Source organism: Clostridium sp. CX1 (assembly GCF_025398335.1).
Lineage (GTDB): Bacteria > Bacillota > Clostridia > Clostridiales > Clostridiaceae > Clostridium_AM > Clostridium_AM tanneri.
In genome coordinates, this window is sequence record NZ_JAODOO010000004.1 from 19598 (window position 1) to 37978 (window position 18381).

An 18381-nucleotide genomic window follows, 5' to 3' on the forward strand; every position below is an offset into this window, starting at 1 on the left:
CTCCTTATTTATTTTCTCTTACTGGCTAAGACTGTTCTTTTTGTATTACGTATAGTCTGAATTAAATGACGTTTTGCTGGACAAGAGAATGTACAACATCCACATTCTATACAGTCTAATCCATGATCTGCTTCAAAAGCATCTAAATTATTTCTTCTAGAGGATGAGTCAAGGAAAGATGGAATTAGATTCATCGGGCACGCTTGTACACATTTTCCACATCTTATACATGGTGATTCCTCTGGAAGTACTGCTTGCTTATCTGTAAGACATAATATTCCTGATGTCCCCTTAACTACTGGTAAATCAAGCATTGAAACGGTCATTCCCATCATTGGTCCACCAGCTATAACCTTAGTAGGTTCTTCTTTAAAACCACCACAGGCTTCTATAAGTTCCATCCAGTTAGTTCCAAGTTTAACTCTTAGATTTTTAGGTTCCTTTACAGCTTCTCCAGTTACTGTAACAACTCTTGTCATAAGAGGTCTTCCAAGAACTACAGCATTATAAATTTCTCTAACTGTATCTACGTTTTGTACAATACATCCAGCATCTGCCGGTAACTTTCCTGAAGGCACCTCCCTGCTAGTAACAGCATAAATTAACTGTTTTTCAGCACCTTGAGGGTATTTAGTCTTTAATACCTTTACTTCTATATTAGATGCATCCTTTGCATTCTTTACAGCTTTTTCCATAACTTCTACTGCATCCATCTTATTATTTTCAATGGCAATATAACCTTTTGCTTCAGGGAAAAGCTTTAGGATTATCTTTAATCCTTCAACTATATACTCACTTTCCTCCAGCATCATTCTATGGTCACAAGTTAGATAAGGCTCACATTCTGCTCCATTTACAATTATACTGTCAATTTTCTTATCTGGCGGAGGTGATAACTTAACATGAGTAGGAAAACCTGCTCCACCCATACCAACTATTCCTGCTTCTTGTATCAATTTTATTATTTCTTCCTTAGAAAGGTCCTTGTAACTCCCTGGCTTAGCAAATTCAACTTCTTCATAGTTACCATCATTTTCAACTATAATTGCATTTACTTTTGTTCCAGCAGATGTAAATACAGGAGAAACATTTTTAACAGTTCCTGAGATACTGCTGAAAATTGGTGATGAAACAAAGCCCTTAGCCTCTCCTATTTTTTGGCCTACTAGAACTTTATCCCCTTTTTTTACCAAAGGATCACAAGGGGCACCTATATGCTGAGACATTGGAAATACTAAGTCTCCCTTTGGTAATAGCTCTTCAATCTGTTTGTTTTCTGTAAAATGCTTACCATGAGGTGGATGTACACCCTTTTTAAAAGTCAGTAAATTCATTTTAATCCTCCTATCTTTATTGTTGACACTTTTTTAACAATTGCAAGATTTTTCAACAATTTTTTTAAAATTTATGCAGTATTTTCTTATTATTTTTATTTTTTTATGAAACTTTTGTCTCAATTTAGTCTTTTTTTACTGCATTTGGTGTTGTCTATCAAGTAAAATATAAAAATATAGACTTGCTTTGCATGCGCTGTAACTAACTGTAGTACTAATTAAATACATATTCAGAATTGATAAAAGGTTGAGCATTAAAGAAACTTAGAGCTTATAATATGACTATAGCATATGTGTTTTTAAGCTGTACTATCTAGGATACTTGCTGCTGTATCAATCATATTAGCATAAATTTCATTAATGCATTATAAAAAGCTTTTTGTCGATATACTGTTCTCACTTGTAATTATACTTGTTAAAAATTTAATTACAATAGCTTTTCGCAAACGTTTTCTATGCAATAATCCAAAATCATTCAAATTTTATTACCAATGAAGTAAAATATATGAACAAAAGCCAACTTTCTTTAATTGTACTTAAATTTATTAAACTTCATTAGTACTAATAGAAAACAAACATAATAAAAAACCTTCAGAAGGTTAACAGATTAAAATCTGTTGAACTCCTGAAGGTTTTTTAAATTTAATTGGAATTATTAGAAGCAATCTCTTGTTGACTCTCTACTATGGTTTTAACTCCTTCTGCTGCTTTAATAGCTCCCGTTGGACACTTAAGTATACAGGTAGGGTTATCGCATTTTTCAATACATATATGAGAGTCTACCACTGCTAGGTTATTTTCCACCTTTACAGCACCATGAGGACAATTTTTTGCACAAATTCCACAGCCAAGGCAAGAAATATCACAAAGTTTTCTCGCTACAGCTCCTTTGTCTTTTGAATTACAGTTAATACTCACTGGTGATCCTATAGGCACCATATGCATAACTTTTTTAGGACAAACTGTTTCGCATTTTCCACAGCCAGTACATTTTTTTTCGTTAACTATAGGCAATCCTTCTTCGCTCATTGTCATTGCACCAAAAGGACAGTTTTTAACACAAGTTCCAAAACCTAAGCAACCATACTGACAGCCTTTAGGACCCCCTTGAAGTAAGCCTGCTGCAACACAATCTTCTATTCCTTGGTACTTATAATTTCTAACTGCTTTGCTATGACTGCCACCACATCTTACTTGAGCAACCCTTGGCTCAACCTCCGGAGCAACTTTTCCTGTAAGTTCAGCAACCATATTGGCTACTGGCTTTTTACCAGGTATACAAAGATTAGGAGGTACATCAGCGTCTAAGACTACTGCCTCAGCATAGCCTGCACAACCAGCATAACCACAGGCACCACACTGCCCCTTTGGCAGTATGTCTTCTACCATGTGAATAAGTGGGTTTACTTCCACAGCAAACTTTTTGTTAACATAGGCTAGAACAAAACCAAATATTAGACCTACAATAGTCATTACAATTAAAACTAAAATTGGAGTACTCATTTCCTCAGCTCCTTTCTAAATTGCGATCATGCCGGAAAAACCAAGGAAGGCTAATGCCAGCATTCCAGCTAAGATAAACGCAATTCCTAATCCTTCTAGAGGTTTAGGCACATCTGCCAGTCTTAACTTTTCTCTTAAACTTGCCATAAGAATTATTGCTAGTGCAAATCCTAGTCCTGAGCCTATAGCATGAACTACGCTCTTTAAAAAGGAATAGTTAGACTCTGCATTTAATAGTGGTACTCCAAGAACAACACAGTTTGTAGCTATTAATAGCAAATAGATTCCCCACATATTATATAAGGCTGGTGCTTGCTTTTTTATAATCGTTTCCAAAAGCTGAACAAAGCTTGCAATTAATAGAACAAATACCACAGTGGTTAAAAAAGTTAGATTATATGGCAGCAGTACAAAATGGTATACAACCCAAGCAAGCATTGAACTCAAGGTCATTACTGAGGTAACTGCCATACCCATACCAATAGAAGCATTTAAGTTTTTAGAAACTCCAAAGAAAATACATAGTCCTAAAAATCTCGTTAAAACAAAGTTATTTACAACTACAGCACTTATAAAAATAGTCAAATATTCACCCATTAAGCTTCACCCCTCTCAGCTTGAAGTCTTGCAGAACGTTCTAGCATCATCTTATAGCCAGCTACCAAATATCCAATTAGTATGAAACCTCCAGGAGGAAGTATCATAATTAGAGCTGGATTATACCATGAACCTAATATGTGAATTCCGAATATAGTACCTGCTCCAAAAAGCTCTCGAATTATCCCTACTGAAACCATAGCTAATGCAAAGCCACATCCCATTCCTAAACCATCGAAGAAGGAAGGTATTACAGAATTCTTTGAAGCGAAAACTTCCGCACGAGCTAGAATAATAGCAAAAACAACTATAAGTGATAAATAAATACCTAATGCTTTATAAAGATGTGGGAAGTAAGCCTGTAGTACTAATTGAACTACAGTAACTATAGTTGCTATTGATGTAATGTAAACCGGCACTCTAACTTTAGGATTTACTAACTTTCTAGTAAAGGATACCACAGTATTGTTTGCAGTTATAACAAATAACACTGATAGACCCATGGTTAGAGCATTTGTTGCCGTTGAAGTTACCGCTAATGCCGGACATAAACTAAGTGCAAGAACGAAAATAGGATTTTCTGCAATTATGCCTTTTTTAAATATATTCCATAATTCTTTCATACTACTTACCTCCTGCAAATTCTACAACTTGCTCTACAGCTTCTTTGACAGCCTTAGTTACTGCTCTTGATGAAATAGTAGCTCCTGTCATAGCTTGTATATTATCAGTATTAGATTTATCCTTTGTAACTTCTAATGCTTTAGCTTCTTTATCTTTAAACTGATTCTTAAAAGGATCTTTACTTGCATTGTCACCTAAACCCGGTGTCTCGTTATGAGATATAATCTCATAACCTATAACTTTTCCTTGTGGTGTAACAGCCACAAGCATTTTTATTGCTCCACCATAACCTTTACTTTCTGATGGAACTACGTAGGCAATGGTTTTTCCACCCTGCTGTGCTTCAAACCACTCCTTTTTACCATCTATAGCCTTAAAGTTTTCTGCATCCTTAACTAAGGATTTCATTGATTGATTTTTCATCACAACCGCTTTTTCTTTGGCAATAGGATTAGTTACAAAGTAAACTGCTGCAATTATTGCCCCAGATATAAAACAGGCCGCAGCTAAATTCATTGTAATTTGGAAAATACTATACTTCTTTTCTATATGTTCAGCTGACATTTCAATTACCTCCTTATCCCAAATTTAACTGGAGGACATAGACGATCAATTAAAGGTGTAACACTGTTCATTAATAGTATTGAGTAACATACTCCTTCAGGATAACCACCCTTTAGTCTAATTAACACAGTAAGAGCTCCAGCACCTACAGCAAAAATAATTTGTCCCTTTTTTGTAATTGGAATAGTAACCATATCTGTAGCCATAAAGAAAGCTCCTATTATCAATCCTCCAGCCATTACATGGAATATAGGGTCTCCTGTAAATAGCCCTGCTGGTCCGAATATCCATGTCAAAATAGCCACTGTACCAATCATAAAAACTGGCACTTGCCAATTGATGTATTTCTTATATATTAGATAAAGTCCACCAATAATTAATAATATTGTAGAAGTTTCCCCAATACTTCCATTACGAGTTCCAATGAATAATGCCTTGTATAATTCTGAAGTTCCCCCAAAGGTCTCTAATAATTTTCCATACCCCTGCTGTTTCAATATATTTAATGGCGTAGCAGAAGTTACTACATCGACACTAGTAGTAATTTTACTCCAGGTAGTCATAGCAATAGGCCATGAAACCATTAAAGCTGCTCTTCCTATATGAGCTGGGTTAAAAATGTTATATCCTAGTCCTCCCATTGAATGTTTACAAATAACAATGGCTATGAAAGAACCAATGGCCATCATATAAGGTGGTAATGTAGGTGGTACACACATTGCCAATAACAAGCCAGTTAAAAAAGCACTTCCATCATTAATAGTTATTTCCTTACCCCTAACCTTTTGTACAAAATATTCACAGGCTACAGCAGCTAAAATACCTACTACCATTATAGTTAGAGCTGGTATTCCAAAATTATACACACCAAAAATAGCTGCAGGCGCTAGTGACGCACTGACACTCCACATTATCTTAGAAATAGATTCCTCTGCACGAATATGCGGTGATGTGGACACTGTTAATAGATTATCGTTAACTTTAATTTCAGCCATTTTAAATCACCTCCTACTTTTTAGCAGCCTGTGCTGCTGCGTTTTGAGCCTTACAGTACTTAATGTATTGAACAATGTTTCGCTTAGCTGGACATCCGTAAACACAACTTCCACATTCTACGCAATCTAATAAGTTGAAATCTTCTTTAGCTTCTTGGTAAAGATTACGTTCTCCTAATATACTAAGCATACTTGGATTCAACCCCATAGGACAGGCATCTACGCATCGTCCACATCTTATACATGGTTTTTCCTTTCCAGAGTTAACATCTTCTTTGCTCAAAGCTAAAATTCCTGATACTCCTTTAATTACAGGAAGGTCTAAATTTGATTGTGCAAATCCCATCATTGGCCCACCCATAATAATTTTTTCTGGCGATTTTACAAGCCCTCCACAAAATTCTATAGCTTGGGCAAAAGTGGTGCCAATTCTTAGTACAAGATTCTTTGGTTCCTTTAAAGCTCCTCCACTAACTGTTGTAACTCTTTGAATTAGTGGAATTCCTTTTGTTACTGCATCACTTATAGCTATTACTGTACCAACATTTTGAACTACTACTCCTACCTCCATAGGCAGTCCTCCAGATGGAACTTCCCTATCAGTCAATATCTTTATAAGCATTTTTTCAGCACCTTGAGGATATTTAGTAGGAAGAGCAACTACCTTAACACTAGTCCCTTGAAAAGCTTTTTCCATAGTGCTAATTGCATCGGGCTTGTTATCTTCAATTCCAACAAAGCCCCTGTCAACCCCAAGAATTTTCATTACTATCAAAACTCCAGTTACTATCCGATCTGTATATTCAAGCATTGCTCTGTGGTCAGAGGTTAAATATGGCTCACATTCTGCTGCATTTAATATGAAGGTATCGATTTTTTTATCTTTTGGCGGAGCAAGTTTTACATGAGTAGGAAAGGTAGCTCCTCCCATACCAACTATACCTGCTTCCCTAATAATGCTGCGTAATTCATCTTCATTTAAGCCTTTCCACTCCCGTTCTATTGGTATTCCCTCTACCCATTGATCCATTCCATCGTTTTCAATGACAATAGAAAGGCACTTCCCAAACACTGGATGCGGATACTCTGATACATCAGTAACTTTACCGGAAATAGATGCATGTACATTACTTGACACAAAGGCATCATTTTTGGCAATAACCTGTCCCTTTTTAACTTCATCTCCTTTATTAACTATTGGTGTACAGGGTGCTCCAATATGTTGTCTTACCGGAATGATAACTTTGCTTGGCAGAGGAGCTATTTCAATGCTTTTCCCAGCTGTGTAATTTTTACGACCATTTGGGTGCACTCCACCACGAAAACTTCTTACCATTTACAAATCCCCCTCTTGAAATGTTTTATGAAAATAATTTTAAACTTTGTTTTGTTATAGAATTCGAGTAATGACTGGCTTCATTTTCTCATTATTATGAGCTAATTTATCAAAAACCTTTATATATATAAATGCTAAAATAAAGGCTATTATACCTCCTCCGATTTGAAACAACCTTAAGGATCCTCCTGTTTCTTCTGATATCCATCCTCCAAGCAAAACACCTAAAAAAATTGCAATTAGTGGCAGTATATAAACAACAAATGCTGCCTTAAGCATATTCTCCTCTTTTATTTCAAATAAGACCCGTTGTCCAGGTTTAGCTCCAAGAGAATTTTCTACATCTAATACTGCAGCATTATCACCTGGACAAGCACCACAGTTTTTACAATCACCATGTCTACTAGACTTTACCTTTGCTATTTTACCACTAACCTCAATGACTATTCCTTCAGATTCCTTTTTCATATTTTCTCACATCCTTGATATCTTAATTATTATGTATAAAATATTTATATTCCGTAACTTGCATTTCAAGTTTGGAAAGTCATTACTTTTAAGTTTGTGTTTTCTAGAAATTGTTCTCTTTGTTCTGTGTTATTAATACGAAATGATCTGTATTAATTTTTTACTATAAGAAATTATTTGCTGTTATAGTATTTTAATTTTTATATTCATTATTTTTTATAAATCTATAGTTCTTAATTTTTGCAAATGTAAAATACCATTCCTTCATTTTATTTGCATAAAGCCTAATTAATGAATACCTTATAAATATTTTCCTTATTAACTGTAATTATACATGTTAAAAATTTAATTACAATACATTCCAAAAAACCATTACTATAAAAATATATATTATAACTTTTTTATTTTATTCAAAAACTTAACAGTTGGAAAAAATTACAGTTTAATACTTTTATTGATTATCTGCCCATTTACCCATGAAAATTTATTTTTTTGAAATTCAAACTATTCATTTATTCATTTCTAAAAACACCTTTTCTTACCAAATGCTTATTCGTCCATATATTTTGCAAATAACAAAGGAACAAATATGAATCTTAACGAGAATAACATTTCATATTTGTTCCTTTATAATTATTTATCAAGTTCTAACTTGTTAATAATAAGTCAATTTCTACTTATTTTTGTTAATTATTTGTTAAGTATCATAAAGTTTTTTCTACAATCTGCATTAAGATAAAAATTATGTATATATTTTAACAATAAGTAATAAAATGAATTTTCTCAATTTAAAAATTTCATTTTATTGTTAGTATGTACATAGAAATTTAGTTATAAATATATTCTATATAGTTATTTGTAAATTTGTTATATAAGAATTATGCAAATTCTTGCAATTACAATAGCTATTTTTTTTACTTATTATACTAATCACTGTGCTGTTGTTATAGTATATTTTCTACCTTTTGAACTTTTTTACTAATATGATTTATAATATGTGTTAATTTAAATCAACTTGTTAGTTATTTTTTTGTTTATAGTATATTACATTACCCATTTAGCATATTATTAGAATTTTATGCATATTTATATATAGCACTATTTTATACTTTTAGAGCATAATTTCTATTTTCTCAAATCCAAAACTATTTTCCTATTAAGAAAGGGGTTGTTGGTCTTGAGTTTTTATCTCACTATTATCTTCTCATCAATTGCTACTGCTTTATTAGTAATTCTGTTTCTCATCAAATTCATATTCTCTCAGGAAAAGGGTTCTAGCCAAATGCAAAACATTTCAAATGCCATCAAGGAAGGTGCTATGGCTTTTATGAAAAGGCAGTATAAAACTATAGTATGCCTTGCCCTAATAACTGCAATATTGATCATAGCTGCCAACTATTTTGGCAATCTTTCAAAGGGATCCGATATAGCTGTTAAATATGCATGGCATATAGGAATTGCCTTTATAACCGGTGCTCTATGCTCTGGAATATCTGGCTATATAGGAATGTATATGGCTGTTAACTCCAACATAAGAGCAGCTGCCGGTGCAAAAAAAGGGCTTAATTCAGCCTTGACTATTGCTCTTAGAGGCGGCGCTGTTACTGGTCTTGCCGTTACCTCTCTATCCCTTCTAGGCGTAACCTTGTTGTTCTTGTTTTTTGGTGGAATATCTAACAACGATGCTGTGGTAAAAGAAGCTCCTTCTTTACTGGTAGGTTTCGGCTTTGGTGCATCCTTTGTAGCCCTTTTTGCTCAACTAGGTGGTGGAATTTACACAAAAGCAGCTGATGTAGGGGCTGACTTAGTTGGAAAGGTGGAAGCTGGAATACCTGAAGATGATCCTAGAAATCCTGCAGTTATAGCCGATCTCGTTGGTGATAATGTAGGCGATTGTGCCGGAAGAGGTGCTGATCTTTTTGAGTCCACTGCTGCAGAAAATATTGCAGCAATGATTTTAGGAGTAGCATTATATCCAATATTCGGTTGGAAAGGAATCCTATTCCCATTAGTTACAGGTGCTCTCGGTATACTTTCTTCGATAGTAGGTATATTTTTTGTGAAAGCTGATGATAAAACAGATAATCCTATGTCTGCATTATATCGAGGTTATTTTGTTACAACTGTATTAAATTTAATATTTTTATTTTTTGTAACTAAATCAATGTTTTCAGGACAATTACCAAAAGGGGGAAATATAAATTATATTAGTTTATATCTATGTGCAGTTGTGGGCATAGCATTAAGTTATGTCTTCGTGGTAGTAACAGACTATTATACCTCCTATAAATATAGGCCGGTAAAGTCTATTGCTGAATCATCTAAAACTGGTGCTGCAACTAATATAATTACTGGTATATCTGTTGGAATGGAATCAACAGCTCTTCCTGTATTATTTGTCTCAGCAGCTATATTTACATCTTTCAAATTAGGTCAAATTGCTCTTCCAGGAGTATCTAACGGAGGTCTTTATGGTATTGCTATAGCTACAATAGGAATGCTTTCTACTTGTGCTTATATATTAGCTATGGATACCTTTGGTCCTATTACTGACAATGCTGGCGGTATAGTAGAAATGTCTGGAGCTCCAGAAGAAATAAGGTTAATAACAGATAAATTAGACGCATGTGGCAATACCACTAAGGCTTTAACTAAGGGATATGCCATTGGTTCTGCAGCACTAGCTACTTTTCTTTTATTCTTCGCCTACCTAGAACAAGTGAAAAAATTATTGGGAAGGCCTTTAGACTCATGGTTTGCTGTTGATATTGGAAAAATAGAAGTATTTATAGGTGCTTTTCTTGGTGCAATGGTAGTATATCTTTTCGCCTCCACTGCTATACGTTCAGTAGGAAAAGCTGCTCAGTATGTTATATTAGAAGTTAGAAGACAACTAAAGGAAATACCTGGTATATTAGAAGGTACTTCTAAACCTGATTATGCAAATTGCGTTGATATTGTTACAAAAGGGGCCCTAAAGGAAATGATTCTTCCTGGAATTATACCTATTGCAGCTCCAATTATAGTAGGCGTATTATTAGGAAAGGAAGCTGCTGCAGGCTTCTTAATGATATGTACCATAGCTGGTGTAGTAGTAGCTCTTTTCTTAAACAACGGCGGTGGTGCTTGGGATAATGCGAAAAAATATATTGAACTTGGAAATCTAGGCGGCAAGAAATCAGATACACATAAAGGTGCCGTTGTAGGTGATACTGTAGGTGATCCATTTAAAGACACCGCAGGTCCATCACTGCACGTTTTAATTAAGCTTATTAGCACACTTACTCTAGTATTGGTAGCATTATTTAGATAATAAATCACATATAATTGATAGTTGACAGCTTCTACTGACTGCCAACTATCAGTTACTATTATATAAGGAAGCAGAAATAATACAAATGCATATAAGCTTTTATCTCATAAAAAACAACTTAGGAAACCTTCTAACTTTATAATTATTTCCTGCCTCTAGTGAATTACTATATATCTTCTGCCCATCAGCATATATAGATATTGTTCCTACTTTATCTCCTTTATAAATAGATGAAGTTACTTTCTCAGGTTTTATCACCTTAACATTATACCCTACTTCATTTTTAGTAGGTATTGTTATATCATCCGGACACTGAAGTTTTATTGTCCCCTTATCTAGAGCTACTTCCCCAACAGTATCACCTTTTGAAAACATTTTTTTAAATTGATAATTTTTATTTACATATTCATATATTCTCTTTGTTTCCTTCCATCTTGGAGTACAATTCAACACAACAACAATAACATCATTATTTTGAACTTTAGCAGAAGTAACTAAGCACTTTCCAGCCTTTCCTGTAAAACCAGTCTTTACCCCAGTAGCTTCTGGCATTTCCCATAATATTTTATTTATATTGTGGAAACTTCTTGTAAAACCATAAGCTTTACCATCTACATCTCTTGAACTTACAATTTCATTAAATAACTTATTTTCCTGAGCTTTAGCAGTAACTATTGCTAAATCATAAGCAGTTGTATAATGCTCATCTTTATCAAGTCCATGAGGTGTTTGGAAATGGGTATTTATAACTCCTATTTCTCCGGCATATTCATTCATAAGTTTTGCAAATTCTTCTACGCTTCCGCTTATTCCTTCAGCTATAGCAATAGCTGCATCGTTTCCTGATCTTAACATAAGACCAAATAACAATTCCTTTAAGGATATTTTTTCTCCTTTTTTATATCCCACGATGGAGCCTCGTATGCCGGCAGCCTTCTCAGAAATCTCTATTTTTTTATCTAAATCTCCATATTTTAGGGCTACTAAAGCAGTCATTATTTTAGTTGTACTAGCCATAGGAACCAACTCATAAGAATTTTTTTCATAAAGCACAATTTTAGATTTACTATCAAGAGCTATAGCACATCTCGCATCTACTACTAAGCTTTTACTTGTATTTTCATTACTAGGCTTATTATATATGTTTAAAGCATTTACCCTATGTGGTATACAGCATACTACTGACAATATAAATAATATAGTTGTACATAACCATTTGCTGCTTTTTTTCATCTGTACTGCCTCCTTCAAAGAATATTATAAAGTCAGTTAAATATAAGAACTGATTTTTAACTTTACTCTTGGCAAATTCTTTCATTAATTTTTAATCACTGTAATTATTTTGGCTAACTTTCTATAATCCTATAATATATTTTTTCTATAAATGATTAAATTACTCTTTAAACTTATTCCATTAAGTTATATAAATTCCTTATATGGTTATAATTATTAATGTATATAAATTGGGAGGATGTATCATGATCTTTATTTTAGTTTTGTGCTTTTTTATTATAGTGCTTTTTATTCCAATTCCCATAAAAACTACTATTAACTATACTGATAACCATATAAGATTTTATCTATATAAGATAAATGTAACTGATAAAATGAACTTTATTAAAAGAAAAGCAGAAAAGGATATTGAAAAAAAACCAGACCGAATTCCTAGATTTAAAAGTATTTTCAGAACTACTCTACGTATTATAAAAGATATTAAATATAAACCTTCATTAAAAATAAAGACAGCAATTATTCTAGGACTTGACGATGCTGCCTATACAGCTTTACTCTGTGGGTTAGTTAAATCTTTTTACCCCATGATAACTCAGTATATAAGCTTATTATTTAATGTAAAGAAAAATACTTTGAAAACTATACCGGAATTTAACAAAACTATATTAACCTTACAGATTAATAGTATAATTTTTATCAGTTTAGCTAAAGTTATCTATATAACCTTTATAGTACTTAAAAATCTTCGTAAAAATAAAAAATTAAATTTTTGCAATACATAATTATAAGGAGGAATTTTCTCATGGATAACCATCCTATAGACAATTTATTAAAAAATACTATGGAAAATCTTAAAGATATGATAGATGTTAACACCATAGTTGGCGATGCAGTAGAATCGAAAGATGGATCTTTAATTATTCCTATATCAAAGGTTTCCTTTGGATTTGTTTCTGGTGGAAGTGAATTTAGTACCTGTGATGTAGATAATCCCGATTCAAAATTTCCCTTTGGTGGAGGATCCGGTGCTGGAATAACTGTGAGACCAGTAGCCTTTTTGGTTACAAAAGGCGATTCTGTTCGACTTTTATCTTTAGATCATCAAAATACTTATGATAAAATAGTAGATTCTATCCCTCAAATGATGGATTATGTTAAAGGAATGGTGACAGCTAAGGATAAAAAAGAAAATAAAGATACTGCAGATAATCAAGTGAATAAAGAAAATTCTACTGACTGCGGCTGTAATGAAGAAGGAGATCAAAACATATCAACAGATGCACAATAAAATATCTTATTCTACTTATAGCCATAGGCTTAATACATTCCATTTAAAGAAATTGTTAACTATAAAAGGATGTGTATTATATTGTAAATTATTACACTATAATACACATCCTTTTCAGCTAATAGTTCTTTAAACTTAATCGCTAAACTCCTCTTCCTCATCTAAATTAAATTCTCCTATAAGCTCCTCAATTCCTGGCATTTGACCTATACTTTGCAAGCCAAAATATTTTAAAAATTCATCTGTAGTTCCATATAATATAGGTCTTCCTGGCACTTCCAACCTACCGCTTTCTTTGACTAATCCTTTCTCTACAAGAGTTGCAATTGCTCTCTCGCTTTTTACTCCCCTAATTTCATCTATTTCTACTCTAGTAATAGGCTGTTTATAAGCTATAATTGCTAATGTTTCTAAAGCCGCTTGAGATAGAGATTGTCTTGAATTAGTTCCTAGAAGCTTCTCTATGTAGCTGCTATTCTCAGGATTAGTAACAAGACTATAACTATCATTTGTATTTATCAACTTGATTCCTCTTCCTTCCGAGTTATAGGAATTTATCATTTCATCTAGCAAGTCTTTTGCGAAACTCACACTGCACTCTATAATTGAAGCAATATGATTAATATGAATTGGTTCTCCTGATACAAATAATAGGGATTCTATTATTGAAAAATAAATATTCTTAGAAGAGGTCTCCTCTATTTCAATTTGGTTAATATCTCTATCCTTCAACTTCGCTCATCCTTTCAATATAAATTTCTTTAAAATTCCGTTCTTGAACCACTGTTACAGCCTTTATTTTTATAAGTTCTAATAAGGCAAGAAAGGTCACAACTACTTCTATCTTTGAAGAACACTTATATATAATACTAGAAAATGGAACCTTCTTTTCAAATTGAATACTCTCCCTCAAGTAATTCATCTTATCTTCAATTTTAAATTTTTCAATGGGGATTTCTCTATTAATTATATTACTAGTATTCATCTTGCTTTTGTATTTAGATATAAGACTATTATATAGTTCGTATAAATGCAGCATTGTAACTGCTTTAAGAAACTCACTAGGTTCTACACTTTTTTTCTTGTCTTCTATTATTTCAGGCTTCTTACCAAACATTCGTCCAGTTCCCTGTTCTCTTTCCTTTAAAAACATTGCTGCCGCCTTGAACCTTCTATATTGTATAAGCTTGTCTATTAATTCCTTTCTAGGATCTTGTTCCTCTGCATCCGCGGCACTTTCATCATTGTTAGTTTTAGGCAGCAATAGCTTGGACTTTATTTCAATCAAAGTTGCTGCAATGACTATAAATTCTGAAGTTATCTCAAGATCTAGTTCTTCCATAGCATGTATATACTCTAAATATTGATTTGTAATTTCATATATTCGTATATCATATATGTCCATCTTATTTTTCTTTATAAGATGAAGAAGTAAATCGAAAGGTCCTTCAAAGTTTTCTATTTTTATATTTAAAGACATTTATGGTACTCTCCTAAAAATTTCGTTTTTAAAATCTAATTCATCTAATAATTATCCATGGTATTAATAATAAAGTCAACTATTAAGTATGATGGTATACAAAAGAAAAGCTTAGAAATTAGACTTGGTGGCCTGTGTATGTAGGCAGATATGTAGTGCTCTGTTAGCCCTCACATCGACAACAGCCTCTAATGCTGGCTCGATTTTTAAAAAGATCAAATTTTTCAATGCATCTCTTCGAGAGCTGAAAAATTTGAATCCTTTTTAAACTCGCCAACATAAGAGGCTGTAGTCTTGTTCGAAGCTAACTGTCACACTACATATCTACCAACACACAGGCTACAAAGTTTTAATTCTTATTCTAAGTTTTCTTATTTTGTTGTAATAATATAAAAATAAGCTTATAATATAGGGCGACAAGCCCTTACGGTATAACACTTACAAAGAGTTCTGATGATATTTTTAACTAATATAAACAGTCAAATTATAATGTCCGTAAGGACTCTTTAGAATTTGATAAAGTATTTAGTTTAGAAAATTTCATAATTACATAAATATCATTCACTCATGCTCCGCATTCTTATCTAGAATTTTTAATAATTAATGTATAACATACCTTATATACATTTCGCTCTGCTAATTACGCTGCCGCATATTTTTATTGGCTGTATTATTCACATAACAAAAATTTTGAAAGTACTAAAAACAGGTGTGTAGGTAGAGGTGTACTGCGTAGAAAGCTTCGAATGAGGCTTAGAAGGTCTTATGCTGGTGATTTTGAAAATGTTAACAGAAACTCAGCTTTCGAAGAAAGCATTGAGTTGTAGTTCATTTTCAAAGATGAGCCAGCATTAGACCTTCTTGCCGAAATGAGGGCTTTCAAGCAGTATACCTCAACTTAACACACCGATGTTTAGTGCTCCAAACTTTTGTTACGCAATAAGATGCTTATACTCCTCTATCAAGGATTTTTACAAAATTACCTTTAAGATTGCCAAAGATACCTGGTTTTTTAACATCTCTATCGCTGTATAGCTTAACTTTACCAACTAGTTCTCCGTTTACATATACTTCACAGTATCCAACGGTTTCGTTAGCTTTGTATTCCTTTTTATTTTTATCTATAATTGACTTCTTACTTATTTTAACATCCTGACCTTTTTCCATTACTACATTTAAATCTTCCTGTGCCTTAGCTATAAAGAATCTATCTCCTTGTTTATTTAAAGCTATTTTTTCTACTTCCGCTCCCTTAGTAAATACCTTCTTAGCTTCAAACTTTGAGAACCCATAATTCATTAACATACTTGCATCTTTATTTCTTACTTTATAACTAGGTGAACCCATTATTACTGCAAGCATTCTGACTCCATCTCTTGTTGCAGTTGCAGATATACAGTATTTTGCTTCATCAGTAAATCCTGTCTTTAAACCATCACAGCCCTTAAAAAATCTTACTAATTTATTATGATTTACTAATCCAATGGGACTTTTTCTTCCTTCAGATATAGTTTCCATATATGTTCCCGTATATTTTAATATCGCAGGATGTTTTAACAATTCCCTTGACATTAATGCTATGTCATAAGCTGTGGTTAAATGATCTGGTTCACTTAATCCAGTGCAGTTCTTAAAGGTTGTGTCTTTCATTCCAAGTTTTGCTGCTCTTTCATTCATTAATTTTACAAAAGCTTCTTGACTTCCAGATAAATACTCAGCCATAGCCACTGCTGCATCATTTCCTGAAGCTATTCCTATACCTTTAATTAATTCTTCTACAGTCCTTACTTCTCCTGTGTCTAGAAGCATAGAGCTACCACCCATTTTTTTTGCATTTTCACTAACAGTAACCTTGTCATTCATTTTTATTTTACCAGAATCAACTGCTTCCATAGTTAATAACATAGTCATAATTTTGGTTACAGATGCTGGGGGTAGTTTTTCATGTGAGCCCTTATCAACTATTATTTTTCCACTAACAGGCTCCATAAGTAATGCAGACCTGGCATCAACAGTTAAATTATCTTCCTGAACCTTAGTTTCCTGAGTGGGTGCTCCTTTAACTGGTCTTACAAAAACCCCCATAACAAAAATTAAAGTTAATAACAAGCTTATTAGAGCCTTGCTTTCCTTTTTCATTTATTCTTCCTCCTTCCTTCGATTGTATTTTCTCCCGAATTCAATAATATTATCAAAAAATATTTAAAAGGGCAAAAGCCCTTTTAAACATTTACACTAATTTTGAAAGATAGTCTTTTATAGGGATGCCTGCTATACTATAGCTTTTCCCAGTATTCTCTCGATTAGCTTACTAATTTAATTATTTATAAAGTTCTACTTAATTATTTCCTTTGCAAAACTCTCACCGTATAACTCATTTTTAATTTCTAATAAATCTAATACAGTTTTTCCAATGTCAGAAAAGGACTTTCTTATACCTATATTTGCACCACTTTTTACCTGCATTCCATAGATAAGCACTGGAACATATTCTCTTGAGTGATCTGTACTTTCTGTAGTAGGATCGCAGCCATGATCTGCAGTTAAAATTAAAATATCTTCCTCCCTCATACTAGAAATAATTTCAGGAACTCTGTTATCAAAATCTATTAATGCTTTAGCATACCCCTTAAAATCATTTCTATGTCCATAAAGCATATCAAAATCAACTAAATTAGTAAATATGATGCCTTTAGCAGTTCCCTTCATATACTCTATGGTTTTGTCTACACCATCCATGTTGCCCTTTATATGAACAGCATCTGTTATTCCCCTTTTATTATATATATCTTCTATCTTTCCTACGGCCATTACATTAAGACCCTTTTCTTTTATATAATCTAGCATAGTTTTATCAAAAGGGTCTAGAGCAAAGTCTCTTCTATTTGCTGTTCTTGTAAAATCACCATCTTTACCAACAAATGGCCTTGCAATTATTCTTCCTACTGCCTTTTCTCCTACGAACATTTCTCTAGCTATTTTACACATTTTGTATAATTCATCTAGGGAAATGACTTCTTCATGAGCAGCTATTTGAAATACGCTATCCGCAGAAGTATAAACTATAGGAAAGCCTGTTCTTACGTGTTCTTCCCCTAACTCTTTTATAATTTCTGTTCCCGATGCTACTTTGTTTCCAATAATTTTTCTTCCAATTTTTTCTTCAAATTCTTGTATAATTTCCTTAGGAAATCCATTTGGATAGGTGTTAAGAGGTTCTTTAAGAACTACTCCTGCAATTTCCCAGTGACCTGTTACTGTGTCCTTACCTCGAGAGAGCTCAGCGCATTTACCAAAAGAACCGGTAGGACTATCAACTTTATTTACACCTTTTATGCCTGTTATATGTCCTAGCCCTATTTTCTCCATATTAGGAAGGCTGATACCACCAACAGCTTTGGAGATATTACCTAATGTGTCGCTTCCTATATCTCCATAATCTCCTGCATCAACCATTTCTCCTATACCCACACTATCAAGAACAATTAATATTACTCTTCTAGTCATATCTATCTTCCTTTCCTGTATTATTAAGATATTTTTATTGTTAGTATTAGCCTATACTTCAATCTTTATTTCATAATTGCCATAGTACTAAAATAAGGCTCAGCTAGGCTGAACCCTTTATTAACATTACATATTTGAA

16 protein-coding genes are annotated in these 18381 nt (G+C 33.1%); 3 read left to right on the forward strand and 13 right to left on the reverse strand.

Annotated elements, in window-relative coordinates; genetic code table 11:
• Window positions 1-8: 8 nt before the first annotated feature.
• The 8 genes from rsxC (N4T77_RS05255) to N4T77_RS05290 form a co-directional block, all read right to left on the reverse strand.
• The gene (gene rsxC / locus N4T77_RS05255) at window positions 9-1334 is read right to left on the reverse strand and encodes an electron transport complex subunit RsxC (protein WP_261670702.1); all 1326 of its coding nucleotides are present in this window, start codon (window positions 1332-1334) and stop codon (window positions 9-11) included.
• Between the two features lie 642 nt (window positions 1335-1976).
• Entirely contained in the window at window positions 1977-2837 is an 861-nt protein-coding gene (gene rnfB / locus N4T77_RS05260) for an RnfABCDGE type electron transport complex subunit B (RefSeq protein ID WP_261670703.1), read from the reverse strand.
• A gap of 15 nt (window positions 2838-2852) precedes the next feature.
• Window positions 2853-3434 carry an electron transport complex protein RnfA gene (locus tag N4T77_RS05265; RefSeq protein WP_261670704.1) on the reverse strand — a complete coding sequence of 194 codons (582 nt, stop codon included), beginning with the start codon at window positions 3432-3434 and terminating at the stop codon, window positions 2853-2855.
• Entirely contained in the window at window positions 3434-4057 is a 624-nt protein-coding gene (rsxE, locus tag N4T77_RS05270) for an electron transport complex subunit RsxE (RefSeq protein WP_261670706.1), read from the reverse strand. Before rsxE ends, N4T77_RS05265 begins: the two co-directional genes overlap by 1 nt.
• 1 nt (window position 4058) lies before the next feature.
• Complete coding sequence (locus N4T77_RS05275) at window positions 4059-4622, reverse strand: RnfABCDGE type electron transport complex subunit G (RefSeq protein WP_261670707.1); 564 nt, start codon at window positions 4620-4622, stop codon at window positions 4059-4061.
• A 5-nt stretch (window positions 4623-4627) separates the two neighbouring features.
• Complete coding sequence (locus N4T77_RS05280; protein WP_261670708.1) at window positions 4628-5617, reverse strand: RnfABCDGE type electron transport complex subunit D; 990 nt, start codon at window positions 5615-5617, stop codon at window positions 4628-4630.
• A gap of 13 nt (window positions 5618-5630) precedes the next feature.
• Complete coding sequence (rsxC, locus tag N4T77_RS05285) at window positions 5631-6953, reverse strand: electron transport complex subunit RsxC (protein ID WP_261670709.1); 1323 nt, start codon at window positions 6951-6953, stop codon at window positions 5631-5633.
• A gap of 54 nt (window positions 6954-7007) precedes the next feature.
• A complete protein-coding gene (locus N4T77_RS05290) occupies window positions 7008-7421 on the reverse strand; it encodes a SoxR reducing system RseC family protein (RefSeq protein ID WP_261670710.1) in 414 nt (137 codons plus the stop codon).
• Between the two features lie 1195 nt (window positions 7422-8616).
• On the opposite strand from N4T77_RS05290, the gene N4T77_RS05295 reads away from it, so the two are divergent.
• The gene (locus N4T77_RS05295; RefSeq protein ID WP_315903159.1) at window positions 8617-10734 is read left to right on the forward strand and encodes a sodium-translocating pyrophosphatase; all 2118 of its coding nucleotides are present in this window, start codon (window positions 8617-8619) and stop codon (window positions 10732-10734) included.
• Between the two features lie 99 nt (window positions 10735-10833).
• Here N4T77_RS05295 and N4T77_RS05300 read toward each other — a convergent pair whose 3' ends face one another.
• Window positions 10834-11967 carry a D-alanyl-D-alanine carboxypeptidase family protein gene (locus N4T77_RS05300; protein ID WP_261670712.1) on the reverse strand — a complete coding sequence of 378 codons (1134 nt, stop codon included), beginning with the start codon at window positions 11965-11967 and terminating at the stop codon, window positions 10834-10836.
• Window positions 11968-12212: 245 nt separating this feature from the next.
• Between N4T77_RS05300 and N4T77_RS05305 the strand changes: the two genes are divergently transcribed.
• Window positions 12213-12749, forward strand: coding sequence for a DUF2953 domain-containing protein (locus N4T77_RS05305; RefSeq protein ID WP_261670713.1), 537 nt, complete (start codon window positions 12213-12215; stop codon window positions 12747-12749).
• A 20-nt stretch (window positions 12750-12769) separates the two neighbouring features.
• Complete coding sequence (gene ytfJ / locus N4T77_RS05310; RefSeq protein WP_261670714.1) at window positions 12770-13255, forward strand: GerW family sporulation protein; 486 nt, start codon at window positions 12770-12772, stop codon at window positions 13253-13255.
• 135 nt (window positions 13256-13390) lie between these two features.
• Here ytfJ and scpB read toward each other — a convergent pair whose 3' ends face one another.
• The 4 genes from scpB to N4T77_RS05330 form a co-directional block, all read right to left on the reverse strand.
• Entirely contained in the window at window positions 13391-13987 is a 597-nt protein-coding gene (gene scpB, locus N4T77_RS05315; RefSeq protein WP_261670715.1) for an SMC-Scp complex subunit ScpB, read from the reverse strand.
• Window positions 13977-14735, reverse strand: a complete 759-nt coding sequence (locus tag N4T77_RS05320; protein WP_261670716.1) for a segregation/condensation protein A — start codon at window positions 14733-14735, stop codon at window positions 13977-13979. The genes scpB and N4T77_RS05320 overlap by 11 nt, the downstream gene beginning before the upstream one ends.
• A gap of 948 nt (window positions 14736-15683) precedes the next feature.
• Window positions 15684-16874, reverse strand: a complete 1191-nt coding sequence (locus N4T77_RS05325; protein ID WP_261670717.1) for a D-alanyl-D-alanine carboxypeptidase family protein — start codon at window positions 16872-16874, stop codon at window positions 15684-15686.
• A 195-nt stretch (window positions 16875-17069) separates the two neighbouring features.
• Window positions 17070-18242: a phosphopentomutase gene (locus N4T77_RS05330; RefSeq protein ID WP_261670718.1), complete on the reverse strand. Its 1173-nt coding sequence runs from the start codon at window positions 18240-18242 to the stop codon at window positions 17070-17072.
• Window positions 18243-18381 lie beyond the last annotated feature (139 nt).